This window comes from Bacteroides sp. 1_1_30, assembly GCF_020982715.1.
In the GTDB taxonomy this organism is placed as follows: Bacteria; Bacteroidota; Bacteroidia; order Bacteroidales; family Bacteroidaceae; genus Bacteroides; species Bacteroides xylanisolvens.
On sequence record NZ_JAJKHN010000087.1, the window covers coordinates 1 to 26,217 of the forward strand.

The window sequence follows — 26,217 nt, forward strand, 5'->3', positions numbered from 1 at the left end:
CCCCCCCCCCCCCCCCCCCCCCCCCCCCCCCCCCCCCCCCCACTTTTTTTTTTCAAGCAGAAGACGGCATACGCGATTAGCCATGGTCTCGTGGGCTCGGAGATGTGTATAAGAGACAGGTATTATACACCGATATGGACATAATCTTTAATGATGATATATTACTGAAAGATCTACCTCATCCTGCTTATTTAGCTGCTGCTCCCGAATTTGAACGCGATACAAAAAGAATGAGTTATTTCAATGCTGGAATATTAGTCATGAATATCCAAGGTATGAGAATCAAATATCAGCAATTTGTAGAGATGATGAAAAAAAGACAAAGATCTACTTCAGGACTTTTTGATCAAGGGTACTTAAACGAGCTGTGTTTTAATGACATGGAAATTTTACCTATTGAATATAACTGGAAACCGTACTGGGGAATTAATGGGAATGCTAAGCTTATCCATTTTCATGGAATGAAACCATGCAGCAACCTCGAAGAAGCAGGATTTGACACCAGAGAATCATTCTTTCGGACTATATTTGACAATAACAGTCAAGGCTATGCAGGGTATATATACTATTTTATTCTCTTTTTTAATTACCTAGGTCAAAAGCAAGACCAATGGTTATGCTATCATTTACAATACATCCTTGACCTATATAAAAAACCTTTAATAGCCCTTGCACAAAAACCAAACTATAAACCCAAATACAGAAAATACAAACGTTTATACTCAATATTCGTAAGTATCTCTATACTATTAGCAATTCTACTACTTACTGCTTTATTTTTAGTATAATCAATATAAATAACACTCTCAAATAGACAAAACCGAAGGTCTAAAAGCTCCTGCTACCGGTAATTCACAGAAAATAAAAACACCTCAAACAAATAATATAAAATAAATCTTTATATATTTGCCAATAATATGAATCAAAACAATAAATAAAATGAGAATTGGTATATTATATATCTGTACTGGCAAATATGACATTTTTTGGAAAGACTTTTATCTAAGCGCAGAACGTTATTTTATGCAAGACCAATCTTTCATTATCGAGTATTATGTATTTACTGATAGTCCGCAACTATACGACGAAGAGAATAATGAGCATATTCACCGGATCAAACAAAAGAATTTAGGATGGCCTGACAATACATTAAAACGTTTCCATACATTCCTTCGCATCAAGGAACAATTGGAGCGAGAAACCGACTATCTATTTTTCTTCAATGCTAATCTGTTATTCACCTGTCCAATTGGTAAAGAAATGCTACCATCCTCGAATAGCAATGGATTACTAGGAACTATACATCCTGGATTCTACAATAAACCCAACTCAGAATTTACATACGAACGAAGAGTTGCTTCTACCGCCTATATTCCAGAAGGGAAAGGTCTATATTATTATGCAGGAGGCCTTTCGGGTGGATGTACAGAATCCTATCTGCAGCTCTGTACAACAATTTGTTCATGGGTTGACAAGGATGCCGCAAACCATATAATACCAATTTGGCACGATGAATCCCTTATCAATAAATATTTCTTAGATAATCCACCAGCCATTACATTGCCGCCCGCATATCTATACCCCGAAGGCTGGTCCCTTCCCTTTAAACCAATTATTCTCATTCGAGACAAAAACAAGCCTGAATATGGCGGACACGAATTCTTGCGAAGAAAAAATTCTTTATGGGTAAAGATTAAGCTAATCTGCCAAAAAATTAAATTAGCCGATTAGTCGGTCAATTTGCCTCTATATTATAGAAATATAGAATTATAGAAAACTCCTTTCCACTGATATTCAACTTTATCATCACAAAGAATCACTATTTTATCTGAACTATCTCTCAATAAAGCACCATACTTTCCCAAAGTACCTTTACTTGTTATCTGATGTTTGCAATAAGCTATCAAAAACAAATCCATATACCCCTTATCTGAACCATTTATATCCACCACCTTATAATTCTCATTTGCAAATTCAAGATAGGGAATAAGTTCTGATGCCACCCATTCCGGCTCATCTGAGAAGAAGTAAAAAAAAGGCGTAACAGTCTCTTTTTCCATATAATCAACAGCCCTTTTAAAATAGCTCAAAGAAGCAGGCTTCCCATACGCTCGAACTTCAACACTTAAATCACCCCGTCGAACATGCACTGCTACAGGATTGATATTCTGTTTTATTTCTGACATTAACATTTTGCTACCCTCATCAAATATTTCAGATGAGATTCTATAAGTAGACATAAATGCGGGTACCCAAATATTTATCGGCAAATGATAATATCCACCTAGATAAATAGGGGGATTTTTTTCCAAAAATGAAAAATCATCTATCCATTCCGATGTATTATTCCCAACATAGTAAAAATGTCTCTTATAATAGGAGATTTCGAACTCTGTTGCAATTGTTAACCCCAAATAAGGAAACACTTTCAACAAATCAAAATTGCGAGCAAATTTATAATCCATGTCACTTCCCCATTCCTTATAAAAGGATAGATCATACACAACCTTACATCCACGCTTTCTAAAAAATTCTCCCAACAAATATTGGAGCATTTGAGAACAAATACCACCATCCATCAACACTACAACCTTAGGAGTAACTAAGTGAGCCTTCAACATTCTTTTGTAACAACTTCTTTGCCACTTTCTAATAATACTCATTTCTTTATATCTTATTTTATCAACTATACCGCTCTCAACGTCTTAATTTATCTGAACACATTACAGTTTATGGCGCATATTATAATATCTAAGTTTCAAATCTCCCCAGAAACCTGATACTCTATAAGCATTCACAATCTTACGTTCTCTTTTTGACAAGTTATTTATTAAACAAGGATAGGATTCCATTTCATTAACAAGCCGTTTCATATCCTTCCTAATACCAGCAAAACGTTTCCAATAAATTCTTCTAAAAGCATTTTCAAGATGGAAATGAGCAAGTGCTTCCTTCATCTCTTCCCCCAACCCTTTTTTATCAATATAATTTTCAATCCATATTGTATAATTCACAAAGTCTCCATACTTTTTATCATCAAAATTCGCAGGATGTGACATTGACGTATTGGTAAAATTATAGTCAATGATTATATAATCAACTGAAACGACTTTTTGTAAGTATAACAATAATTGTGTGGAAAGAACGACATCTTCACCAAATGATATATCCGGTCTTTCTATCTCATTCTGATATAATGATCGAAGATGAAATTTTGACCATACACACCAATAAGCCTTTTTTAAAAGAATATTTTTCAAAAACTCCACGCCTGACAACTCTACAAAATTAAAAAAAGTTGATTTATGAGACTCTCCATCATAGCAAAACATAAAAGGGGCCACTACCATATCCGCTTGCGTTTCCTCTGCTTTATTAACCAGTCTAGTTATTGCATCCTCATGCATAATATCATCACTATCTAAATATTGGATATATTTGCCAGTAGCAATATCTATACCCGATTTACGCGCCTGCACTAATCCCTCGTTTTGTTTATCAAATACAACAATCCGGGGATCTTCAACCGCATACGTCTTTATTATATCTAAACTTTCATCTGTACTTCCATCATTCACTACAACAATTTCAAGATTAGTATACGTTTGATTAATAACACTCTGCAACGTTTTAGCTATCGAATTGTGCGCATTATAAACAGGAATAATAACCGAAACTAAAGGGGATTCTTTTTCCATCATGTCATTTTTTAATTCTTTTTCTTGGCAAAGTGAGTCCAATAATAAATCGACCAAAAATAAGTTATCTTACGTAATCGTTTATAATATTTAGAAGACAATTCTTTTCTTGATAAAAAACGCCATCTACTCAACTTATTCCTCATATCTTTAATTTCAACAGGATACAATTGATGATTAGGATCCGTCATAAACTCTTGAAAATGATTAAAGCAATTTTCCACAATCACATTGACGGCATCACACCAATCTCTACCTTCAAACAATCGCCGCTCCTTTGCAAACTCCAATCTTGAATATTCAGCCAAGAAATAATGATAACGTTTTATAGAATTGATTGTATGGCAAATACTATCACCTCTCTGTATATAATGATAATAAGCAGCATCAATCCAAACTATTTTATCACAAATACTTATCCAGCGATAAATAGTCGCATGATCCTCAAAAAACATACCTATAGGAAAGCGATAAGAATCAAAAAAAATCTTATCAAAAAGTTTGGTACAAGCTGAACTACTTACCTTCTCAAAAATAATATCCCGCTGAACATCTTGACTAGTACGTACATACACATTATCTGTATTAGGATACATTTGTTCTATACGGCCATCTTCATACTCAAAGCAAAAGTTGCAATATACCATATAAACTTTGTTCTGTAGCATGGCTGACAACATGTTTTCATACATTGTCGGTTCAATATAATCATCGCTATCTATAAACCCAATATATGGAGCAGTCGCTATTTCAATTCCTGCATTACGAGCTATGGACAAACCTGCCTCATCAAGATGCAGCACTTTTACTCTAGAATCAATATTAGCATATTCATTACAAATAGAAGGAGAATCGTCGGTCGACAAATTATCCACTAATATAATTTCTATATCTTTCAACGTCTGATTACGTACAGACTCTATACAACGTCGCAAATACGGAGCTGTATTATGAACAGGGATGATAACGCTAACCGAGTATTGAGATTCCATATTTGAATATTCATTTTCTACTTGCAAAAGTAAGGAATAATATCCATAGGAAGTATCTAAAAAGAGATTGTTTACAAATAGAGCAGAATTTCACGCTTGCAATTAGTTATTATTAACAATACATACATGTAATCTGAAAAATCAAAAGAGAAAATTCTATGGATTATTTTGCAATCAGCAACTTGCTAGTATAGTTTTCCATCACAAAAGTTTGCAAATACAATATTTAAACAAACCGAATGTGTATATTTGCAAAACCTAATTGATAGCAATAAAATGAAAAAATTAGCAATTATCATACCAGCTTATAAAGCACGTTTTTTACAAGAAACACTTGATTCTATCGCTAAACAAAACAGCCACGAGTTTACCGTATACATTGGTGATGACGCAAGTCCCTACCCATTAAAGACCATAGTAGATCATTACAAGAACAAGTTTGACATTATATATCATCGTTTTGAGCAAAACATGGGCAAAAAAGACCTACCCGGTCATTGGGAACGATGCATATCATTGTCAGAAGAAGAACTTATATGGCTTTTTTCAGATGACGACTTAATGCCCTTTGACGGAGTAGCACGTATAATTCAAGCCGCACAAAAACATTCTGAAGGAAAATATATATTCCGTTTCCCTTTAGAAGTTGTTGACGAGCATGGTAAACTAAAGTATAAAAACCCTCCTTTTAAAACCAATTTAACTTCTGGATATGAATTCCTATTGGACAAATTATCTGGAAAAATTAGTTCTGCCGCCTGTGAGTATGTATTTAGCCGAGCAGTATGGGAACAAACGGGAGGATTTATAAAGTTCCCTTTGGCTTGGTGCACCGATGATGCGACATGGGCTAAATTTGCAGATTTTACAGGAGGAATCATATCTTTACCAGGCAATCCCGTCAGTTGGAGAAATGCCGAAGGAGAGAATATATCAAACTCCACTCATTTCAATAAAGAAAAGATTAGAGCAACAATACTTTTCATAGAATGGATTGGCATAAACTACCATTCTCACCTTAATGAAAGAAAATTCAAAAAAGCGATCAAACGTTATATATATAAATTCTTACAGCATTCGCTAAAGAACGACTTTAGCTTACACGACCTTTTACGTTTATGCAATGCTCTAAGAAAACTCACACTAAATGTGTCTTTGCAAGTTTTAGTTCATCATGTTTGGAAGAAACTGTAAACGACTATACTCTCCAATTATTTCAATAAAGATGACAAGCTAGCACAATAATTATCGATAGAAAACTGCTGTGCTTTTTTCAAAGACATTTTTTTTAACGAATTGAGCAACTCTCGATCATTTGCTAAGATCATAATTTTCTCTATAAAATCATCGGGAGAAGAACAAAAACATGCATTGGTCTCATCGCAATAGTCCCGTATAGACCCAACATCACTAACCACCATCGCCAATCCTGTTGCCATTGAAGTACAAATTACATTACTTCCAATAGTATCCTTCATCACATTTAATGAAATATCAGAATCATTCATATAATGCTTTAGTTCCGCCTCCGGAACATACCCCACCAATGTTACATTCTTTAAACCTGAAAACAAATAATCAATATTTTCTCGCCCTTTGCATATATAAAAATGAATTTGCGGAAGTCTTGAAACAATATAAGCGATCTGTTCAAAGTCACGCGCCAAGGCACCCATTACTATCACTTTGACATCATCACTTCTGTTATAAAGGTTTGCAGAAGGAGTATAATAATTATTATCGACATAATGAAATGAAGTATAAACATTCTCTATTCCTAAATTATTAAGATAGCATGTCAAACTACTTCCCAATGTTACAATTTCTGTAACAAATCGTGAACTCTTCTTTATTTGTGCTTTTGAATATCGCCTTTCCAATTTTTCAGGAACAAGATGCACCATAGCATATACAGGTGCTTTAGGACGTATAAAGCGTATTATTTTTGCAAACAATATTTGATACGAATCTCTATGTAAATATTCAGTAAGAATAAATTTATCTCCTGATTTATATGTCATTGCTAATTTAAGTGCCGTAAAAAACACAGAGATTTTCTTCCCCCTTTTTCCCTTATCCAAAAAACACCTACCCATATTAAAAGTATACATTTTATATAATTCAGGATTTCTTTTTTGAATATATTCATAAAGATACCTCATTCCTGTATGATTTCCAGATGTTGAAGGCCAATCATAACAAATAATATATACCATATTATTAAAATTTAAATTAAAGAACAATAGTCTTAAACAATAGAGGAATTGCAGAATTTACATCAGTCCCATTATTTAGACAAACATAATATTCTGAACAAAGGTAATGAAAATAATCCAAAGTTTTATTCTAATGAAATTATTCTTTTCTATACAAGGCAAGCTCGAGATAAGAAATCAATAAAAAACGAAATAACTTTCATCATTACAAATATTAAAGTAACTTTGTAATCACCTAATATTATTTTGTTATAATGATTAAAGAAAAGTATGTGCCTAATAACTCTCTCAATGCCTATTTATAATGTAGAACAATACATTGAACGCGCCTTATTATCCGCATTAAACCAAACCTATCAAAACTTAGAGATTTTGATAGTAGACGATTTAGGGCATGATAACAGCATGAATATAGTCTACCAACTTAAACACACACATCCTAGAGGTAACTGTATCCGTATAATTACACATAAAAAAAATCTCGGTTTGGGAGGAACGAGAAACACAGCAATTGAATCTGCTCAAGGGAAATATCTATACTTTATGGATAGCGACGACGCCATTGTTCCTGATTGCATTGAGACTTTATATAATATTATTTCACAAGAAAAAGTAGACTTTGTTGCAGCTGGAATCAATCAAATTGATGAGAATGAAAATTCACTCAAAATTACTAATTACCCTAATATAACACGAAAAGGTAAATTATGTATGGCTCAATACTTTTATGAAGAAAAAAATGATATATGGGTAACTACATGGAATAAATTATATAATCTTTCTTTTTTAAGAGAATTTCATATTCATTTTTTGGAACATGTGTACCACGAAGACATAGTAATGCATGCCATGCTCGCTTTAAATACCAGATCATTTACCTTAACCAGCCAAACAACATATCTTTATAATTGCAAGAGAGAAGATTCTATTACAAATATGGAACAAGGCTACACCTTGAAGCATCTAAATGATCTTACCATAGTTTTTAGTGAAATCAGGAGATTGATACAAGCAGACAACAACCTTAGCAAACATCTTCAAAAAGAAATAAACTTATATTATTTATTTGAAATTTATCATCGATACCTACCAGCGATGTACTCGAACATTAAAAGGGTTGACTTAATAAAAGGATTAGCAAGACTCTCTCAAAACTGTCTCCCTCCTATTTTAGAAACTCGACTAACATTCAAATCTATAAAACGTTTTTTATTCCTAAAACTGCCCTTTAACATTCAATATCTAATTAAAAGTCATAAATACAAAAAGAGCAGAGCTTAAGCGGAAAAAACTATTAACAAATAGTACACTATAAGTTTCTTAGAAAATATCATTTCCATTTACAAAATTTCCAGTTCAATACTTCCTAAAAACACGAGAGAAGCCCCCCTTTATTCTTAGTCATTTACAAGAGAAGTATTGCCAATGATATTTTACATATAATAGAATGTAATACGGCCTTTTGGAAAGAAGATTTATACAAATCCAATGGTTATAATGAAAAGGTGACTCGCCTGGGATACAAAGATAACGAACTTGTATGTATACTTATTAATTCCAGAACAGAAAAAAAGAATCATAAAATCTGATGCAGCTACCTTGAAAAAGCTCTCAATGCTTGTCACAACCAAATAAAATGTATACATTTGTAGAATTTTAGTGCAAGCCCCCTTAACTATTTAACTAACTTAGTAATAATTATATGAATAAACCAATGGCGAGCAACATAAGTACATCGCTGATTATATCCACCTATAATAGAAGCGACGCGTTAGAATTATGCGTTAAAAGCGTGCTACGTCAATCTCTCCTTCCTGATGAAATTATCATTGCTGATGATGGTTCTAAAGAAGACACAAGAGAGCTAATTCATCAATTGGCTGCTTCCTCCGAAGTTCCCATTATTCATGTCTGGCATGAGGATCTAGGCTTCAGACTAGCCTCCATCCGCAACAAAGCTATTGCGAAAGCATCTAAAGAATATATTATACAAATCGACGGAGATATCGTCTTACACAAAGATTTCGTCAAAGATCATGCACGTTTTGCCCAAAAAGGTAGTTTCGTAACCGGTAGCCGTGTATTAATCCGGGAAGGTTTAACAAAAAAAATGTTAGCGGAAAAAAACTGCATAATTTCCATTCACGACAAAGGTACTAAAAACACAATCAACGGAGTGCATTTACCTTGGTTGAGTCCGCTACTTCAACATTATCGACAATGGGATATTTCATATTCCAGAGGATGTAATATGGCTTTCTGGAAAGAGGACTTATTAAAAGTTAATGGATATAATGAAGCTATTACCGGATGGGGAAGCGAAGATCATGAATTAGTATGCCGCCTCATCAATAACGGTGTACGCAAGCGTACCATCAAATTTGCGGGAATTGTGTTCCACCTCCATCACGAACTACATGGAACGGATAATTTAAATAACAACCGCAGTATTTTGAACGAAACGAAAGTCAGGAAACTAACCTGGTGCGATAAAGGAATCATACAAAACTAATATGGAAAAGAATTTGAACTTTTTAGATCGAAACGAATTTAACTACAGTCCATCAAAAGAAGTAGTAGAGGCTTTAAAAAACTTCGATATAAATAAACTTTGTTTTTATACCCGCATTTATGATGAAGGAAAGAAAAGTATATTATCCGTTTTCTTGTCCGAACTATACGATATAGATGAAACTCAAGTTTTATTGGGATACGGCGGAGAAGATATCCTGAAGCAAGCCGTTCATTACTTCCTGACTCAAGAAGATGGAAACAAAACGATGTTGATTCCCAAGTTCTCATGGTGGTATTATAAGTCAATTGCAGATGAGGTGAATGGTCATACTTTGCAATATCCTCTTTACGAAGACGGAAACACCTTTAAATATGACTTTGAGACGCTGAAAGATATGATTCAGAAAGAGAATCCGAAGATTCTTTTACTGGCTTCTCCCAATAACCCTACCGGCAATGGTTTAACTCCGAAAGAACTGGATGAACTGCTTGCAGAAGTACCCAGCCAAACAGTGGTACTGATAGACGAGGCATACGCTTCTTTTGTTTCAACTGATACCAGTTATATCAAAAAACTGGTTAATAAATATCAGAATTTGATTATTTCCCGTACTTTATCCAAGTTTTATGGATTGCCCGGTTTACGTATGGGATTCGGATTTATGAGTAAGGAATTGGAAAAATTCAGCAGATACAGCAATAAATATCTGGGATACAACCGAATATCCGAAGATATCGCCATTGCAGCTCTTAAATCGGACGCACACTACCGCAACATCGCCAAACTGATGAACGAAGACCGTGAGCGTTACGAAAAGGAAATTGGCGTATTACCCGGATTCAAAGTATATGAATCGGTTGCCAATTTCATTTTAATCAAATACCCGATAGAGCTAAAAGAGGCTTTACAAAAGGCTTTTGCCGAACAAAGTTATAAAGTGAAGTTTATGAATGAACCGGATATCAACACTCATTTGCGTATCACATTGGGACGCCCAGAGCAGAACCGGATCGTTATAGACACAATTAAAGAAATCGCATCCAAATGAAAGCAGTAATATTAGCCGCAGGAATAGCCTCACGCTTACGCCCGCTGACCGATACAACGCCCAAATGCCTCCTCAAGATAGGAGAACGATGTCTACTGGAAAGAGCTTTTGATGCTCTGATACAAAATGGATTCGACGAATTCATTATCGTCACGGGGTATCGCCAGCAGCAAATCGTTGATTTTCTGCAGGCACGTTATCCTGTCCAAAATATTACTTTCATCTATAATGACAGATATGAATCAACCAACAATATCTATTCATTATGGCTTACCCGACCATATACAGACGGGGAAGAAATATTGTTATTAGACAGCGATATTGTTTTTGATCCTCAAATTGTAGAGAAACTGCTTGATTCAGATAAAGCCGACATATTGGCATTAAATCGTCATGAGCTTGGAGCGGAAGAAATAAAAGTCATCGTAGACGACGCACAAAAGGTTGTTGAAATCAGCAAAGTCTGTTCTATATCCGATGCTATCGGAGAGTCTATCGGTATCGAAAAGATGTCAGCTGAATACACCAAAGCTCTATTCCGGGAACTGGACATTATGATTACCACTGAAGGACTGGACAATATATTCTACGAACGGGCTTTTGAGCGACTGATTCCGCAAGGATATAGCTTTTACGTCATGGATACCACCGAGTTCTTCTCGGCCGAACTGGACACCGTAGAGGACTTTCAACAGGCACAGAAGCTGATTCCAGCCAGTCTTTATTAATCAAATTCAGATAGAAATGGCAAATTACGATATCCGCCCTCTACAGCTTCGCATATTAAAGAATTTATTAGCTGTTGACAAAGTTTGCAAAGAACATAATCTGCGATATTACATCATGGCAGGCACCATGCTGGGAGCCGTCCGCCACAAAGGATTTATCCCTTGGGATGATGATCTGGATATCGGTATGCCAAGAGCCGATTATGATTTATTAATGGCTAATGCCAAAGAATGGTTGCCGAAACCATACGAAGCTGTATGTGCTGAAAACGACAAGGAATATCCTCTTCCATTCGCAAAAGTACAGGATGCCGACACCACTCTAATTGAACGTATGCATCTCAAATATTTGGGAGGCGTATATATTGATATATTCCCACTGGACGGAGTTCCGGAGAGCCGCATGGCGCAAAGAATGCATTTTGCAAAGTACGAATTCTACAAACGTGTACTTTATCTGATTCATCGCGATCCATACAAGCATGGAAAAGGTCCAGTTCATGGATACCGCTATTATGCAGAAAGCTTTTTACCCTTACCGGAGCACAGGAAAGTATCAGGAAAGTAATGAAAAAGTATGATTTCGACCAATCCGCATTGGTCTGTGATTATGATGACGGAATGAAAGGAATCATGTCTAAAGATATTCTGGGCATCCCTACTCCAGTCTTATTTGAAGATGAAGAAGTATGGGGAGTACAGAAATATGATGCCTATCTGTCACAGAAATACGGAGATTACATGACCATACCTAAACAAAGTGGGCAAAGACAACACAATTTCCATTATTTAGACCTGAATAAACCTTATCGGGAATTTGAAGTCTAACTATAATCACATAAAGGTAAGAAGTAGAAATGAGAATAGGTTTTGACGGAAAACGTGCAGTACAGAATTTCACCGGTTTGGGTAATTATAGCCGCTATATAGTGGATATTCTATGCCAATTCTATCCGGAGAATGAATATGTATTGTATGCCCCCAAGAAACGGGAAAATAAAAGGCTGAACAAATTAACGAAGCAATATCGGCAACTACAGCTTTCTTACCCCACTACTTCTTTCTGGAAAAAGTTAAGTTCGTTATGGCGAGTGTTGGGAGTCACCCGCCAATTGGAAAAAGAAAGAATTGATATTTTTCATGGACTTAGCAATGAATTGCCCCTGAATATCCATAAAAGTGAGGTAAAAAGTATCGTGACGATCCACGATCTGATATTTCTGCGATACCCACAATACTACCATTCGATCGACAGGAATATATACACATACAAATTCCGCAAAGCCTGCGAAAATGCTGATAGAATCATTGCTATCAGCGAATGCACCAAACGTGATATTATTGAGTATTTCGGGATTCCTGCCGATAAGATAGAAGTTGTTTATCAGGGATGTGATACTTCATTCACGCACCCTGTAACAGAAGAGAAAAAAAGAGAAGTTCGAGCTAAATATCAGCTACCGGAGCACTATATCCTCAACGTAGGAAGTATTGAAGAACGAAAGAATGCCCTTTCGGCGGTACAAGCACTGACGATGCTTCCTGAACAAATTCATCTTGTCATTGTAGGACGTCATACAGAATACACTGATAAGATTGAACGTTTTATTAAGGAGAATAAGCTGGAAGAAAGAGTGCACATCATCAGCAATGTTCCTTTTGATGATCTGCCGACTTTTTATCAGCTAGCTGAAATTTTTGTATATCCTTCACGCTTTGAAGGCTTTGGCATCCCCATCATAGAAGCTTTATACTCCGGAATTCCGGTAGTAGCCGCAACAGGTTCTTGCCTGGAAGAAGCCGGAGGTCCCGACTCAATCTATATACATCCCGACGATATCAAAGGAATGGCCAATGCTTTCAAACAGATATACTCTGACCCTGAAAGAAAGAAAGTAATGATTGAAAAAGGGCAAATATTTGCCAAAAGATTCTCTGAAGAAAAGCAAGCGGAAGAGATCTTAAACATCTACAAGAAATTAATGAGATGAACATACTTAAACACACAATAAAGAAATTTATATATGGCACTCTCCCATATTATTTCATGAAAGGATATAAGCCCGGCTCTCCTTATCTGAAATACTATGAATATATTAAAGAACATGGATATTCAAGACACCTGTATGAATTCAAAGATGAATATGCAAATATGCCCGTTGACGTACAGAAAGACGAGGAGAAAGGTTTATACTATGTTCAAAAAGAAGAGAAACGGCTCTATTTCAGAAAGAGCACTCCGGCCAGGAAAATTCAGAAATATTACAGGGCTTTGAGCATGGAACAAGACAAGCGCTCACCGCACCATTACTTCAACAGCGTTAAAGAAGTGACAGGAAAGGTATTTGTGGATGTTGGTTGCGCCGAAGGATATTCTTCATTGGAAATCATCGAAGAAGCTAAACATGTTTACTTGTTTGAGCAGGACGAACAATGGTTGGAGGCCATCAGAGCGACCTTTGAGCCATGGCAAGATAAAGTTACGATTGTCCAAAAGTATGTAAGCGACCATAATTCTTCGAGAGAACAAACCCTGGATGACTTCTTCAACAATCAAACGGATGAGCATCTATTTCTAAAAATGGATATCGAAGGAGCTGAACGGCATGCATTGGCCGGATGCAAGAACTTATTTCAGAATTGCCAGAAGTTGGATTTTGCAATTTGCACATACCATCTACATGATGACGAAGCAGTCATTTCTGCATTTTTGGATAAGCATAACTGCACATATACCAATCAGAAAGGTTTTTTCAGGCATAAAATCCGCAGTGTAGTCATGCGCGGAAGTAAGAGTTAATCATTGATAATCAGCAGAAAGCAATTCGCAATAGTCATACTTACACAAGTATGTATCATAAATGCGCTTTTCTTTTTTCAATAAGAAACGTGAGATATGCGGTTCCCAGGAAAAGAACTTACGTACGGAACGGTATAAACGGAAGAATAAAATCAGGGATACAATATGCCTTTCTTTTTCTTTTCGTGCCGCACGACGATAAATATAATGAGTAAAGAACTGATCGCTATAACGAAGAGCCAGACTAACAGTAGATTCTACATCCCATCCTCTCAAAGAAGCGTATTCTGTCATTATATAAGTCAGCACTTCACGAGAGATACATAAACGACACATATTACGGCACACAGTATCACAATCAATATCCGATAGCAACTGCATGCGATTCACGTCGACCAAGGAAAAACTATATTCATTCGCATCATTCTGATGGATCAATATATTGCCGGGAGAATAGTCCAAATGCAGGATACCTGCCTGATGCAAAGCAGCCGTGTAGCGCGCAAAAGCAGAAAGTTTATCTTCATTTCCTTCCACTTTCCCATCCATCAGGGAACGGACTGTTTCGCCACCATCATAACAACAAATGTAATAGCTATGTGAAAGAAGACCACTTTGGAATTGTTCGATCATAGCAACTGGCTCCGGAGTGTCAAAGCCATGTTGTTGAATTTCCATAGAGTAAATATAGGAACGCTCTGCTTTTGATTGCCGGAAAAACGAATATACAACACGATTGATGATGTGAGGCTTCTTAAAGCTCTTCACCACAACATCAATGCTGCCTAAGCCAATTCGTTTTAAAACATTACGCCCATCGTACACCACATCTCCTTTTTCCTGGAAGGACCTTGGAATTTCTTCTATCTCCTTCTGCAGATGCGCGTACTTGGGATTTACAATCACTCTCATTACACTCTCCTATATAATACTAATTACAAAGATGGAGCAAAGATAAAGAAATTAAGGCATATTCCGACTATATTTTTTTCTTTTCTCACAAAGATTGGCTAACTCTCTATACATATAAGTACTGTTGCGAACAACTTTAGTCGTTTTTTCTTTTTTCTTTTCATTTATATTTAGACATAAATGCTTTTTTTTAGCTATGTTTGCACGATAAAAAGCATAAAGAAGTCAAGCATGAAACCAATCAAAAAAATTCTGATTATTCGATTTAGACAAATAGGGGACTCTATTCTGGCTGTTGCATTGTGCAGTACGCTGAAAAAAAGTTTTCCCGATGCAGAAATACACTTTGTGCTGAATAAAAATATAGCATCGCTCTATGAGGGTCACCCGGACATAGATAAGGTTATTACATTTGACAAGAATGAGAATAAACCATTCACTGCTTATATAAAAAAAGTATGGCAAGTGACGCACCAAAACAAATACGATGTCATCATCGATATGCGTTCTACGATCCGGACTCTTTTTTTCTCTCTTTTTTCATTAAAAACCCCTTTCCGGATAGGGCGTATCAAGGGATACACACGTTTGCTATTAAATTATCGGACAGACACTTACAGCAATAGTCTAACAACTGATATGGTAAAACGCAACCTATTGCTTGCAGCGCCATTAGAGAAAATCAAGCCTATTCAATATACAAAAGAATTCAGGTTATACCTCACTGACCAGGAGAAAAAAGACTTTCGATATTATATGGAAAAGGAGGGGATAGATTTCGCGCGCCCTGTATTCCTAATAGGAGTCACCACCAAGCTCCTCCATAAAAAATGGAATACGGAGTTTATGATAACCACACTTAAAAGAATATTGGAAGAATACAAGGACATACAAATGATCTTCAACTATGCACCGGGGTATGAAGAAGAAGATGCAAGAAATATCTACAAGGAATTGGGATGTCCGGAACGCATCAAGATTGATATACAAGCCTCTTCATTACGACAACTGGCAGCACTTTGCGCCAACTGCTCGTTTTATTTCGGAAACGAAGGAGGAGCCCGACACATTGCGCAAGCCCTCGAAATTCCTTCATTCGCTATTTATTCGCCAAGCGCCTCTAAATCAATGTGGTTACCTGCAAATTCCGTACTTGCCCGAGGTATTAGTCCCGACGATATTCTTCCGCCGGAACAACAAGCAACATTAACTTATGAAGAACGTTTCGCATTAATTACCCCGGAAAAGGTATACGATCAATTAACTTCGACATTAAGACAATTGAGCTAACTCGCGATATAAATCAAGATAAGCTTGTATATGCTTCTCGTAACTGAATGAAGCTGCATGTTCTTTCATTCTGGTCAAGCGTTCCTCATCTTTATAGAAATCAGGCAAATGCTCCCGGATACTTTGCACCATAGATTCTGTATCCAAATGCTCCCACATGATGGCATGTCCATTACAAACTTCCGGTAAACTAGTGCGATTAGCTGCAAATACAGCCTTTCCAAACTGCATAGCTTCCACCACAGGGAGTCCAAAACCTTCTCCTTCACTAGGAAACAGGAACGCCTCACAGTTCCGATACAACCATATCTTTTCACTTTGAGTGATTACATCTGTCAAAAACACATTAGTGACTTGCTTCTCACGAATCAGATTACGCACTTCTTCAGCATAAGCGAAATGGGCATCTCCACAAATATACAAATCATATTCCGGGAAATGGCGCATTACGTCAACCAGGAGATGGAAATTCTTTTTCCTACGGATCTGTCCAATCGTAAAAAAGAAAGGACGTCCCGTCGCAAAAGACGGCTGGGTACCTTCCAACATATCGATCCTCTCCACCCCATTATAGATGACCCGGATCTCTTTCCCCTTCAAATCTATATGTTGACGAATGACATCTGCGACATAATGAGAAATCGTTGTGACTACTGCTGCCTTATTGACCTTATTCTGCATCCGACGAAGATACATTTTAGCCTTCCAAGGCTTTTTCTCCGTTAAGAAATTAAAGTCATGTATAGTAAAGATAAACTTTGTACCACCGGCAATACGCAACAACTTCCGCTGCTGATTCACCGCATGCCATACATCTACTTTAGGAAGGGTAAAAGGAAAAAACTTATTGATACGACGTACCGGAACAGAAGTCACATTCGGGCCAAATTCCTGCATATATTTCTGTCTCAACAAATATACAAAATGAAGATCCTCTATCGGCATAGACGAAAAAGCGGCCGCATAGTTGGCCGCAATCTGTCCGAAACCAGCTGTTAGACTACCATAATTCGTAAGATCTATCAGTACCTTTTTCTTTCGTTGTATCTCTTTTTCCATCATTATTTGATTCTACACTCTTTCGGCTCAAAAACAACTAAATTGAATTCCTGCAAATATCAACCTACAATCCCTTCTATTTTTGCAATAACCTGTTCCGGCTTTATATCTCTTAAACAGGCATAATCACCACGCCAGCAAGGCTTCTGTCCATATACAGAGCAGGGACGGCATGACAAATCAAGTTGCACGGTATTAACCGGCAATTGCTTCCAGCCCATAAAACCAGCATAAGGATGAGTGGCCCCCCAAATAGAAACAACCGGAATATTGACCAAGGACGCCAAATGCATATTGGCAGAATCCATTGAAAGCATCACATCCAAATGGCTCATCAGGTTCAGCTCGGTACGCATATTCAGTTTACCGATCATTGAAACAACAGAAGGATATTTAGCAATCCATGCGTCAAACACTTCCTGCTCATTTTTGCCGCCTCCAAAAAGAAACACTTTCACTTGTGGGTTAGCCGCAAAATGTGCTATAACCTGCTCTTGCAACTCTAACGGATAAATCTTACCTCTGTGTTTGGCAAAAGGAGCTATACCAATCCATTTTTGATTTTCTTTAGGTCCTGTGACTGGCTCTATCTCTGCAAAATTACCTTTTCCTTCGCCATAAATAGAAGAGAAATTTAATAAAACCGGTAAACCTAGCTTCTCAAGCACATCGGCATAACGGCGAAAAGAACTCTTCTGATTCTCCATCACCTTATCATGACGACGAACCAGTTTCTTTTTACCGGCCCTTCCTTTACATATGGAAGCTACCGGTTTATTGGCAAGACGGAATCGCAGACATAAATATTTGGAACGAAGCACATGATGAAAATCTGCAATGTAATCAAAATGCATCGCCTTCAACTCCGAATAGAGGCTATTCAAGCCCCAAAGCCCCTTGTGTTTACCTGTTAAGTCAGCTCCGACAAAACCTACATTCGTAGGCAGCCCCTGAAAGAGCGGCTGCCATACAGCACGACTTAACACTGTTATTTCGTGCTGCGGGTATTGCACAGCCAGCGAATGTATTACCGGTATTGTCATGGCTACATCGCCAAGAGCTGAAAAACGAATAATGAGAATACGCGCCATTCGTTATTTTTTTGCATAAAGCACCGGATTCAATGCCGGGTCATTATACATCTTCATCTGTTTATATACCTTCATATATTTTCTCCCGGCTTCGATATCAGCTAATAACTGCTCAATAGCTGTAGAGAGGTCTTTACGTTGTTCCAGCAGGATATTCAGCTTAGTCTGACATTGAAGACGGTGTTCCTCTGTAGTATCCGTACGTTCCACTTCCTGCTGCATGTGGTAAATTTTCAATGCAAGAATTGACAAGCGGTCAATAGCCCATGCAGGACTTTCTGTATTGATCGTTGCGTCAGAGAGAGGTTTTACTTCTTTGTATTTGTCTAAGAAGTAACTATCGATTAATTCCACCAAGTCTGTACGATCCTGATTTGATTTATCAATTCTTCTTTTCAAAGCCAATGCTTCTACCGGATCAATCTGCGGGTCACGGATAATATCCTCAAAATGCCATTGCACAGCATCAATCCAGTTCTTTAGATATAAATAATACTCAATAGTTTTCAACTCGTAAGGATTGTTCATCGGAGCATCCACACTATCCGTTACATGGTAATCAGTTGTCGATTTCCAAAAAATCTCGTTGCAAAGGTTACTAAATGTCATAATCTTAACTAGCTAATAGATATATAATAGGGCAAATCTATGTAATATTTTTCAGACAAGCAACCCTTTCTTACTTTTTTATTTGTTACCTTTGTGGGTATAAAAGATGAATTGTATATGAAAATTATTATCGACAATAAAATACCATTTATAAAAGAAGCGGTTCAGAGAATAGCCGATGAGGTGGCTTGTGTACCGGGGAAAGATTTCACTCCGGAGCTCGTACGGGATGCAGACGCACTCATTGTCCGTACCCGCACACATTGCAACCGGGATTTATTGGAAGGTAGTCGGGTAAAATTCATAGCAACGGCAACCATAGGTTTCGATCACATTGATACAGAGTATTGCAAACAGGCAGGCATAGAATGGACAAATGCTCCGGGATGCAATTCTGCTTCTGTCGCCCAATATATACAGTCATCGCTTCTGGTGTGGAAATCTTGCAGAAACAAAAAGTTAAACGAACTGACGATTGGAATCATAGGAGTGGGAAACGTAGGGAGTAAAGTAGCTAAAGTTGCCCGGGATTTTGGCATGCGCGTTTTACTGAATGATTTGCCACGGGAGGAAAAAGAAGGAACAGAGCAGTTCGCTTCACTAAGTAAAATAGCAGAAGAATGTGATATCATTACCTTTCACGTACCTTTATATAAGGAAGGGAAATATAAAACCTTCCACTTGGCAGATGAGAACTTCTTCCAGTCACTCAAACGAAAACCGGTTATCATTAATACCTCCCGAGGAGAGGTCATTGACACCAATGCTCTTTTAAAAGCCCTAGACAGCCGGATCATTTTAGATGCCATCATTGATGTATGGGAACATGAACCGGAAATTAACCGTGAGTTACTGGATAAAGTATTTATTGGCACTCCCCACATTGCGGGTTACTCTGCCGATGGAAAAGCAAACGCCACACGCATGTCACTGGATGCCATTTGCAAATTCTTCCAAATAGAAGCTGATTATAAAATAAACGCACCGGCACCCGCCTCTCCTATTATACATGCCAAAAACCATGAAGAAGCAATCCTCCAAATATATAATCCAGTCGAAGATAGCACCCGATTGAAAAATCAACCGGAACAATTCGAAACCTTACGCGGGGATTATCCTTTGCGACGAGAAGAGACAGCTTATTTAATCAAGTATTAAGAAATAAGTATTAAGTATTAACCGTAGCGACCGAGAACTTCATGAAATTCCGTCAAACGATTATCTGCATGGAGTAATACTTAATTAATACTTATTTCTTAATACTTGTTCTATGACTTGCGGGAAGTGTTCATATTCCAAGGCATGCACTTTTTTGGCTACATCATCCGGAGAATCTGTCGGAAGAACAGGACAAGTAGCCTGGAAGATTGCATTTCCTTCGTCATAATGCTCATTTATATAATGTATAGTGATACCGCTTTCCTTTTCACCGGCAGCCACTACTGCTTCATGAACCCGGTCACCATACATTCCTTTGCCTCCGAACTTCGGCAGAAGGGCAGGATGTATATTTATAATTTTATCGGGATAAGCATGCAAAAGCAAGTCAGGCACACGAACCAGAAAGCCAGCCAGTACGACAAAGTCGATGCGGTACTCCTGCAAAATAGCCAAAATTTCATCTCCGGCTATCCAGTCCTCCTTTGGAAACACGTTACAGGCCACTCCCAAACGATGCGCACGTTCCAAAACGTATGCATCACTTTTATTAGAAAGTACCAACGAAACCTGAACGGAATCGTTTTTTTGGAAATACCGGATAATATTCTCGGCATTTGAACCGGAACCGGAAGCAAAAATTGCGATGTTTTTCTTCATAACCCTCAATTTCGATGCACAAAACAGTGAAAAATGTGCAAAACTTTGCATTTATTTAGTCAAATATTTGCGCAAAACGATAAATATTCATTCCTTTGCACCGCAAATTTAAAGAAATAAAACTAATTATTAATTAAAAACTTAAAGTTATGTCTGAAATTGCATCAAGAGTAAAAGCGATTATCGTTGATAAATTAGGCGTAGAAGAATCAGAAGTTACAACCGAAGCAAGCTTCACTAACGACCTGGGAGCAGATTCTCTTGACACTGTAGAACTTATCATGGAATTCGAAAAAGAATTCGGTATCTCTATTCCTGATGACCAAGCAGAAAAGATTGGTACTGTAGGTGATGCTGTATCTTATATCGAAGAACACGCTAAGTAATTCGATTTCATCAATATGGAATTAAAAAGAGTGGTAGTAACAGGCCTTGGCGCCATTACTCCCGTTGGCAACAGCGTTCCCGAATTTTGGGAAAACCTTGTGAACGGGGTTAGTGGAGCAGGGCCTATTACTCATTTTGATGCGTCGTTATTCAAGACCCAATTCGCATGCGAAGTGAAAGACTTCGATGCAACGAAATACATAGACCGTAAAGAAGCAAGAAAGATGGACCTGTATACTCAATATGCCATCGCTGTTGCCAAAGAAGCGGTGAGTGATTCCGGTCTTGATGTCGAGAAAGAAGACTTGAACAAAATCGGTGTTATTTTCGGCGCCGGTATTGGTGGTATACATACATTTGAAGAAGAGGTAGGCAACTACTACACTCGTCAGGAAATGGGTCCGAAGTTTAATCCGTTCTTCATTCCAAAGATGATTTCGGATATTGCAGCCGGACAGATTTCTATCATGTATGGTTTCCATGGTCCTAACTACGCGACTTGTTCAGCATGTGCTACTTCAACCAACGCTATTGCAGATGCCTTCAACCTGATTCGTCTGGGTAAAGCAAACGTAATTGTATCCGGTGGTTCGGAAGCAGCTATCTTCCCGGCAGGTGTGGGCGGTTTCAACGCTATGCACGCACTGTCAACACGCAACGACGAAGCTTCTAAAGCTTCACGTCCGTTTAGCGCAAGCCGTGATGGTTTCGTTATGGGCGAAGGTGGCGGTTGCCTGATCCTGGAAGAACTGGAACACGCTAAAGCTCGCGGTGCAAAAATCTATGCAGAAGTTGCCGGTGTAGGTATGTCTGCAGATGCACATCACCTGACAGCTTCTCATCCGGAAGGTCTGGGAGCGAAGTTGGTGATGAGAAATGCACTGGAAGATGCGGAAATGGATCCGAAAGAAGTAGATTATATCAATGTACACGGTACATCTACTCCGGTTGGTGATATTTCAGAAGCAAAAGCAATCAAGGAAGTATTCGGTGATCATGCGTTCGAGTTGAACATCAGTTCAACAAAATCAATGACAGGTCACTTGCTGGGAGCTGCCGGTGCGGTAGAATCTATTGCAAGTATCCTTGCTATCAAGAACGGCATTGTTCCTCCGACTATCAACCACGAAGAAGGTGACAACGACGAGAATATCGACTATAACCTTAATTTCACGTTCAATAAAGCACAGAAACGCGAAGTTAATGTTGCCTTGTCCAATACATTTGGATTTGGTGGTCACAATGCGTGCGTTATCTTCAAGAAATACGCAGAGTAATATCGTGTTACGTAACGAAATAGATAAGATAAGGCTCTTGTTCCGCAAGGATAGAGAGTCTTATCTTTGTTTTTACCGGATACTCGGGTTCTACCCGCGCAATATCCAACTTTATGAGCAGGCTCTCCTGCACAAATCGACTTCTGTCCGCTCCGACAAGGGACGTCCCCTCAACAATGAACGGCTGGAGTTTTTAGGTGACGCCATCCTCGACGCCATCGTAGGAGATATTGTCTATAAACGTTTTGAAGGGAAACGGGAAGGTTTCCTGACCAACACACGTTCTAAGATCGTACAACGGGAGACTTTGAATAAGTTGGCCGTTGAAATCGGCTTGGATAAACTCATAAAGTATTCCACCCGCTCTTCTTCTCACAACAGTTATATGTACGGAAATGCTTTTGAGGCATTTATCGGAGCTATTTATCTGGATCAGGGGTATGAACGCTGCAAACAGTTTATGGAGCAACGGATCATCAACCGTTATATCGACCTGGATAAAATATCCCGAAAAGAGGTTAACTTCAAATCCAAACTTATTGAGTGGAGCCAAAAAAATAAGATGGAGGTTTCCTTTGAGTTAATCGAGCAATTTCTCGATCACGACAGCAACCCTGTCTTCCAAACCGAAGTACGCATTGAAGGACTTCCGGCAGGAACAGGTACGGGATATTCCAAGAAAGAGTCTCAACAGAATGCTGCCCAAATGGCTATAAAGAAAGTAAAGGAACCCGTATTTATGTCAACTGTCGAAGAGATCAAAGCACAACATTCAGCAACTACAACAGAACCGGAGTTTGAACTTGCAACTAACTCTGAAACTGAATTGTCAACTGAATTTGAGAATGAACTTGAAGCCGAACTGAATGTAATTCCCGAGACAAAACTGGAGAATGTTTTAGAAGAAAACACCTCCGATAATGAAATTTCTACGGTACAACCTACTATGGAAGCCGAGGAGACTAGCCAAAGCAAATCCCCATGCGACGCCCCTGAATCACCAAATCGTGATCTTCAGTAACTAATTTCAGTTTTCCTGCAACTTCTTCAAGAGGGATAGATGCAATATCGTCTCCTTTTAAAGCTACCATACGCCCGAATTCACCCTTGGCGATCAATTCTGTCGCGTGGCCGCCCATACGGGTAGAAAGATTGCGGTCGAAAGGAGTAGGCGAACCACCACGCTGAATATACCCCAGAACTGTTTCGCGAGTTTCTATACCAGTTTCATATTCAATCTCCTGCGCAATATATTCAGCAGCCCGTTTGCGCCCGTCTGTCCTAATACCTTCTGCTACCACTACAATAGAATAAGGCTTGCCCTTTTTCAGTCTTTCCAGAATCGTATTACCAATATTTTTAATGTCATAAGCAATTTCAGGGAGAAGAATCACATCCCCTCCTCCTGCCATACCGGAATACAAGGCAATCCAACCCGCCTTGTGCCCCATCACTTCAATCACCATCACCCTTTTGTGAGAACTTGCGGTGGAATGTAAACGGTCGATGGCATCGGTAGCAATACTTACTGCCGAGTCGAAACCGAAAGAAATATCTGTGCCCCAAATATCATTATCAATGGTTTTAGGTACAGATACGATATTCACTCCCATCGCAGCAAACTTCGCCGCTGTCTTCTGTGTTCCATTTCCGCCGATACAAACGACACAGTCGAGTTCCATTTCCCGGATATTCTGAAGGATTAAAGACGGTTTGTCAACATCAGAGACAACGCCTCCTTTTTTGAAAGGCTTCTCACGAGAGGTTCCTAACATCGTTCCACCCAGATTGAGCAAACCGGAGAGCGACTTGTCTGTAATAGATTCGACATCTTTAGTCAGCAAGCCCTGAAAACCGCTGTGAATACCTACTACTTCCATCCCGTAATAATTGATGGCAGTTTTGCACACGCCACGAATCGTGGCATTAATACCGGGACAGTCCCCGCCGGATGTTAAGATTCCAATTCTCATTGTCGCATTTTTTAGTCTAAAACTCGGGATTTATATGGAAGTCGTCAATTTTTAACGATTATTTCCGTCGTAAAGATAGAAAAAAAAGATAAATAAGTTACTTTTGCACGACTAAACATTATTATGTTAAAGCAGAAATGAATATTACAAAAATTATTAGTAAGACTTTCGATTCCCGTTTAAAACAGATAGACCTATATGCTAGTCAGGCTAGTGAGATACAGCATCGTGTGTTAAGCCGCTTAACACGCCAGGCCGCTCAAACAGAATGGGGAAGAAAGTACGATTATTCCTCTATCCGTAACTATGAAGATTTCCGTAAACGTGTTCCTATCCAGACATACGAAGAAATTAAGCCTTATGTAGAACGTTTGCGAGCTGGGGAACAGAATCTGCTTTGGCCATCGGAGATACGCTGGTTTGCAAAATCCTCCGGAACGACTAATGATAAAAGTAAATTCCTTCCTGTCAGCAAGGAAGCGCTGGAAGATATTCATTACAGAGGAGGAAAAGACGCAGCAGCTCTTTATTTCCGCATCAATCCGGATAGCCATTTTTTCTCCGGCAAGGGACTGATTCTAGGAGGGAGCCATAGCCCGAACCTCAATTCCAATCATAGTTTAGTAGGAGATTTATCCGCTATTCTGATTCAAAACGTAAATCCGCTTATCAATTTCATTCGCGTACCAAGCAAGAAAATTGCATTGATGAGCGAATGGGAAACCAAGATAGAAGCAATCGCCAACAGCACTATTCCGGTAAATGTGACAAGCCTATCCGGTGTGCCGTCGTGGATGCTGGTACTTATCAAACGTATCCTTGAAAAGACAGGAAAGCAGGCACTGGAAGAAGTATGGCCCAATCTGGAAGTTTTCTTCCATGGCGGAGTGGCTTTCACACCGTATCGTGAGCAATATAAACAGGTGATTACAACACCTAAAATGCATTATGTAGAGACCTACAATGCTTCGGAAGGATATTTCGGAACCCAGAACGACCTTTCCGATCCTGCCATGTTATTAATGATCGACTATGGAATTTTCTACGAATTTGTTCCGTTGGAGGAAGTGGGAAAAGAAAATCCACGGGCTTATTGTCTTGAAGAAGTCGAGCTCAACAAGAACTATGCAATGGTTATTTCTACTTCCTGTGGTCTGTGGAGATACATGATTGGTGATACTGTGAAGTTTACCAGCAAGAATCCCTATAAGTTTGTCATCACGGGAAGAACGAAGCATTTCATCAATGCATTTGGTGAAGAGCTGATTATCGATAATGCTGAAAAAGGATTGGCAAAAGCTTGCGCCGAGACCGGAGCACAAGTTTGCGAATACTCTGCAGCACCGGTGTTTATGGATGAGAACGCAAAATGCAGGCACCAGTGGCTAATAGAATTTGCCAAAATGCCGGATTCCGTAGAAAAGTTCGCTTCGATACTTGACGCTACGCTGAAAGAGGTTAACTCTGACTATGAAGCCAAACGATGGAAAGATATCGCTTTGCAACCATTGGAAGTGATCGTAGCCCGTCAGGGATTGTTCCATGACTGGCTGGCACAGAAAGGAAAACTGGGAGGACAACACAAAGTACCCAGATTAAGCAATACACGCGAATATATAGAAGCAATGCTGGTGCTGAATAATAGCGCTCATCCGGAAGAATAACCAAAAACCAAAACATAACCACTACAAGTTTTTTTTTCCATTACAGAGGTTACTTGTATAAGGAGGGATATTCCTAAAATAATAAAATTTAAGGCAACTAATTCATTGCGAGTTAGTTGCCTTTTTTGTATCTTTAAGCA

25 protein-coding genes and 1 pseudogene are annotated in these 26,217 nt (G+C 38.4%); 16 read left to right on the forward strand and 10 right to left on the reverse strand.

From position 1 onward, the window contains the following. The first annotated feature begins 104 nt into the window (after window positions 1-104). A complete protein-coding gene (locus LPH68_RS20920) occupies window positions 105-788 on the forward strand; it encodes a glycosyltransferase (RefSeq protein WP_370638807.1) in 684 nt (227 codons plus the stop codon). Between the two features lie 151 nt (window positions 789-939). Further along, on the forward strand, window positions 940-1,731 hold the full coding sequence (locus LPH68_RS20925) for a family 6 glucosyltransferase (RefSeq protein ID WP_004315576.1): 792 nt from the start codon (window positions 940-942) through the stop codon (window positions 1,729-1,731). A 20-nt stretch (window positions 1,732-1,751) separates the two neighbouring features. On the opposite strand, the gene LPH68_RS20930 is transcribed toward LPH68_RS20925, so the two are convergent. Genes LPH68_RS20930 through LPH68_RS20940 form a run of 3 tightly spaced genes read right to left on the reverse strand, consistent with a single transcriptional unit; the run spans window position 1,752 to window position 4,690 of the window. Then, entirely contained in the window at window positions 1,752-2,663 is a 912-nt protein-coding gene (locus tag LPH68_RS20930) for an alpha-1,2-fucosyltransferase (protein WP_004315574.1), read from the reverse strand. Between the two features lie 60 nt (window positions 2,664-2,723). Next, a complete protein-coding gene (locus LPH68_RS20935) occupies window positions 2,724-3,698 on the reverse strand; it encodes a glycosyltransferase family 2 protein (protein WP_008016447.1) in 975 nt (324 codons plus the stop codon). Between the two features lie 11 nt (window positions 3,699-3,709). Beyond that, window positions 3,710-4,690: a glycosyltransferase gene (locus LPH68_RS20940; RefSeq protein ID WP_008016446.1), complete on the reverse strand. Its 981-nt coding sequence runs from the start codon at window positions 4,688-4,690 to the stop codon at window positions 3,710-3,712. 276 nt (window positions 4,691-4,966) lie between these two features. On the opposite strand from LPH68_RS20940, the gene LPH68_RS20945 reads away from it, so the two are divergent. Beyond that, complete coding sequence (locus tag LPH68_RS20945; RefSeq protein WP_004315569.1) at window positions 4,967-5,884, forward strand: glycosyltransferase family A protein; 918 nt, start codon at window positions 4,967-4,969, stop codon at window positions 5,882-5,884. 17 nt (window positions 5,885-5,901) lie between these two features. Here LPH68_RS20945 and LPH68_RS20950 read toward each other — a convergent pair whose 3' ends face one another. Continuing rightward, window positions 5,902-6,906 (reverse strand): glycosyltransferase, encoded by a 1,005-nt coding sequence (locus tag LPH68_RS20950; RefSeq protein ID WP_004315568.1) that lies wholly within the window; start codon window positions 6,904-6,906, stop codon window positions 5,902-5,904. Window positions 6,907-7,197: 291 nt separating this feature from the next. Here LPH68_RS20950 and LPH68_RS20955 point away from each other — a divergent pair, with 291 nt between their 5' ends. The 7 genes and pseudogenes from LPH68_RS20955 to LPH68_RS20985 all read left to right on the forward strand — a co-directional run bounded on the left by LPH68_RS20955 (window position 7,198) and on the right by LPH68_RS20985 (window position 13,997). Beyond that, a complete protein-coding gene (locus tag LPH68_RS20955; protein ID WP_008997623.1) occupies window positions 7,198-8,187 on the forward strand; it encodes a glycosyltransferase family 2 protein in 990 nt (329 codons plus the stop codon). Between the two features lie 421 nt (window positions 8,188-8,608). Further along, window positions 8,609-9,418 (forward strand): glycosyltransferase family 2 protein, encoded by an 810-nt coding sequence (locus LPH68_RS20960; protein ID WP_008770445.1) that lies wholly within the window; start codon window positions 8,609-8,611, stop codon window positions 9,416-9,418. Window position 9,419: 1 nt separating this feature from the next. Further along, the gene (locus LPH68_RS20965) at window positions 9,420-10,469 is read left to right on the forward strand and encodes a histidinol-phosphate transaminase (protein WP_004315564.1); all 1,050 of its coding nucleotides are present in this window, start codon (window positions 9,420-9,422) and stop codon (window positions 10,467-10,469) included. After that, a complete protein-coding gene (locus tag LPH68_RS20970) occupies window positions 10,466-11,197 on the forward strand; it encodes an NTP transferase domain-containing protein (protein WP_004315563.1) in 732 nt (243 codons plus the stop codon). The genes LPH68_RS20965 and LPH68_RS20970 overlap by 4 nt, the downstream gene beginning before the upstream one ends. A gap of 127 nt (window positions 11,198-11,324) precedes the next feature. Continuing rightward, window positions 11,325-12,025: pseudogene (locus LPH68_RS20975) on the forward strand (phosphorylcholine transferase LicD). Between the two features lie 29 nt (window positions 12,026-12,054). Next, window positions 12,055-13,188: a glycosyltransferase family 1 protein gene (locus LPH68_RS20980; protein ID WP_004315561.1), complete on the forward strand. Its 1,134-nt coding sequence runs from the start codon at window positions 12,055-12,057 to the stop codon at window positions 13,186-13,188. Next, window positions 13,185-13,997, forward strand: a complete 813-nt coding sequence (locus tag LPH68_RS20985) for an FkbM family methyltransferase (RefSeq protein WP_004315560.1) — start codon at window positions 13,185-13,187, stop codon at window positions 13,995-13,997. Before LPH68_RS20980 ends, LPH68_RS20985 begins: the two co-directional genes overlap by 4 nt. Here the strand turns inward: LPH68_RS20985 and LPH68_RS20990 are convergent, their stop codons facing one another. Continuing rightward, the gene (locus LPH68_RS20990; RefSeq protein ID WP_004315559.1) at window positions 13,998-14,909 is read right to left on the reverse strand and encodes a lipopolysaccharide kinase InaA family protein; all 912 of its coding nucleotides are present in this window, start codon (window positions 14,907-14,909) and stop codon (window positions 13,998-14,000) included. It lies immediately after the preceding gene. 231 nt (window positions 14,910-15,140) lie between these two features. Here LPH68_RS20990 and LPH68_RS20995 point away from each other — a divergent pair, with 231 nt between their 5' ends. Next, window positions 15,141-16,199, forward strand: coding sequence for a glycosyltransferase family 9 protein (locus LPH68_RS20995; protein ID WP_004315558.1), 1,059 nt, complete (start codon window positions 15,141-15,143; stop codon window positions 16,197-16,199). On the opposite strand, the gene LPH68_RS21000 is transcribed toward LPH68_RS20995, so the two are convergent. From LPH68_RS21000 to LPH68_RS21010, 3 genes are read right to left on the reverse strand one after another with little or no spacing between them, the layout of a single operon-like run. Then, the gene (locus tag LPH68_RS21000; protein ID WP_004315557.1) at window positions 16,182-17,258 is read right to left on the reverse strand and encodes a glycosyltransferase family 1 protein; all 1,077 of its coding nucleotides are present in this window, start codon (window positions 17,256-17,258) and stop codon (window positions 16,182-16,184) included. The two genes, LPH68_RS20995 and LPH68_RS21000, sit on opposite strands and share 18 nt — an antisense overlap. 59 nt (window positions 17,259-17,317) lie before the next feature. Next, window positions 17,318-18,349 (reverse strand): glycosyltransferase family 9 protein, encoded by a 1,032-nt coding sequence (locus LPH68_RS21005; protein ID WP_055235779.1) that lies wholly within the window; start codon window positions 18,347-18,349, stop codon window positions 17,318-17,320. Between the two features lie 3 nt (window positions 18,350-18,352). Next, window positions 18,353-18,958, reverse strand: coding sequence for a DUF4254 domain-containing protein (locus LPH68_RS21010; protein ID WP_008024018.1), 606 nt, complete (start codon window positions 18,956-18,958; stop codon window positions 18,353-18,355). Window positions 18,959-19,075: 117 nt separating this feature from the next. Between LPH68_RS21010 and pdxB the strand changes: the two genes are divergently transcribed. Then, entirely contained in the window at window positions 19,076-20,116 is a 1,041-nt protein-coding gene (gene pdxB, locus LPH68_RS21015; RefSeq protein WP_055235780.1) for a 4-phosphoerythronate dehydrogenase PdxB, read from the forward strand. 84 nt (window positions 20,117-20,200) lie between these two features. Here the strand turns inward: pdxB and purN are convergent, their stop codons facing one another. Further along, a complete protein-coding gene (gene purN, locus LPH68_RS21020; protein WP_055235781.1) occupies window positions 20,201-20,827 on the reverse strand; it encodes a phosphoribosylglycinamide formyltransferase in 627 nt (208 codons plus the stop codon). A 98-nt stretch (window positions 20,828-20,925) separates the two neighbouring features. On the opposite strand from purN, the gene LPH68_RS21025 reads away from it, so the two are divergent. From LPH68_RS21025 to rnc, 3 genes are read left to right on the forward strand one after another with little or no spacing between them, the layout of a single operon-like run. Then, a complete protein-coding gene (locus LPH68_RS21025; protein ID WP_002558672.1) occupies window positions 20,926-21,162 on the forward strand; it encodes an acyl carrier protein in 237 nt (78 codons plus the stop codon). A 15-nt stretch (window positions 21,163-21,177) separates the two neighbouring features. Next, entirely contained in the window at window positions 21,178-22,440 is a 1,263-nt protein-coding gene (gene fabF, locus LPH68_RS21030) for a beta-ketoacyl-ACP synthase II (protein WP_141408725.1), read from the forward strand. Next, the gene (rnc, locus tag LPH68_RS21035; protein ID WP_055235806.1) at window positions 22,406-23,461 is read left to right on the forward strand and encodes a ribonuclease III; all 1,056 of its coding nucleotides are present in this window, start codon (window positions 22,406-22,408) and stop codon (window positions 23,459-23,461) included. Before fabF ends, rnc begins: the two co-directional genes overlap by 35 nt. Here rnc and LPH68_RS21040 read toward each other — a convergent pair. Next, the gene (locus tag LPH68_RS21040) at window positions 23,403-24,413 is read right to left on the reverse strand and encodes an ATP-dependent 6-phosphofructokinase (RefSeq protein ID WP_004315551.1); all 1,011 of its coding nucleotides are present in this window, start codon (window positions 24,411-24,413) and stop codon (window positions 23,403-23,405) included. The two genes, rnc and LPH68_RS21040, sit on opposite strands and share 59 nt — an antisense overlap. Window positions 24,414-24,550: 137 nt before the next feature. Here LPH68_RS21040 and LPH68_RS21045 point away from each other — a divergent pair, with 137 nt between their 5' ends. After that, window positions 24,551-26,077 (forward strand): GH3 auxin-responsive promoter family protein, encoded by a 1,527-nt coding sequence (locus LPH68_RS21045; protein WP_009039115.1) that lies wholly within the window; start codon window positions 24,551-24,553, stop codon window positions 26,075-26,077. Window positions 26,078-26,217: the final 140 nt, after the last annotated feature.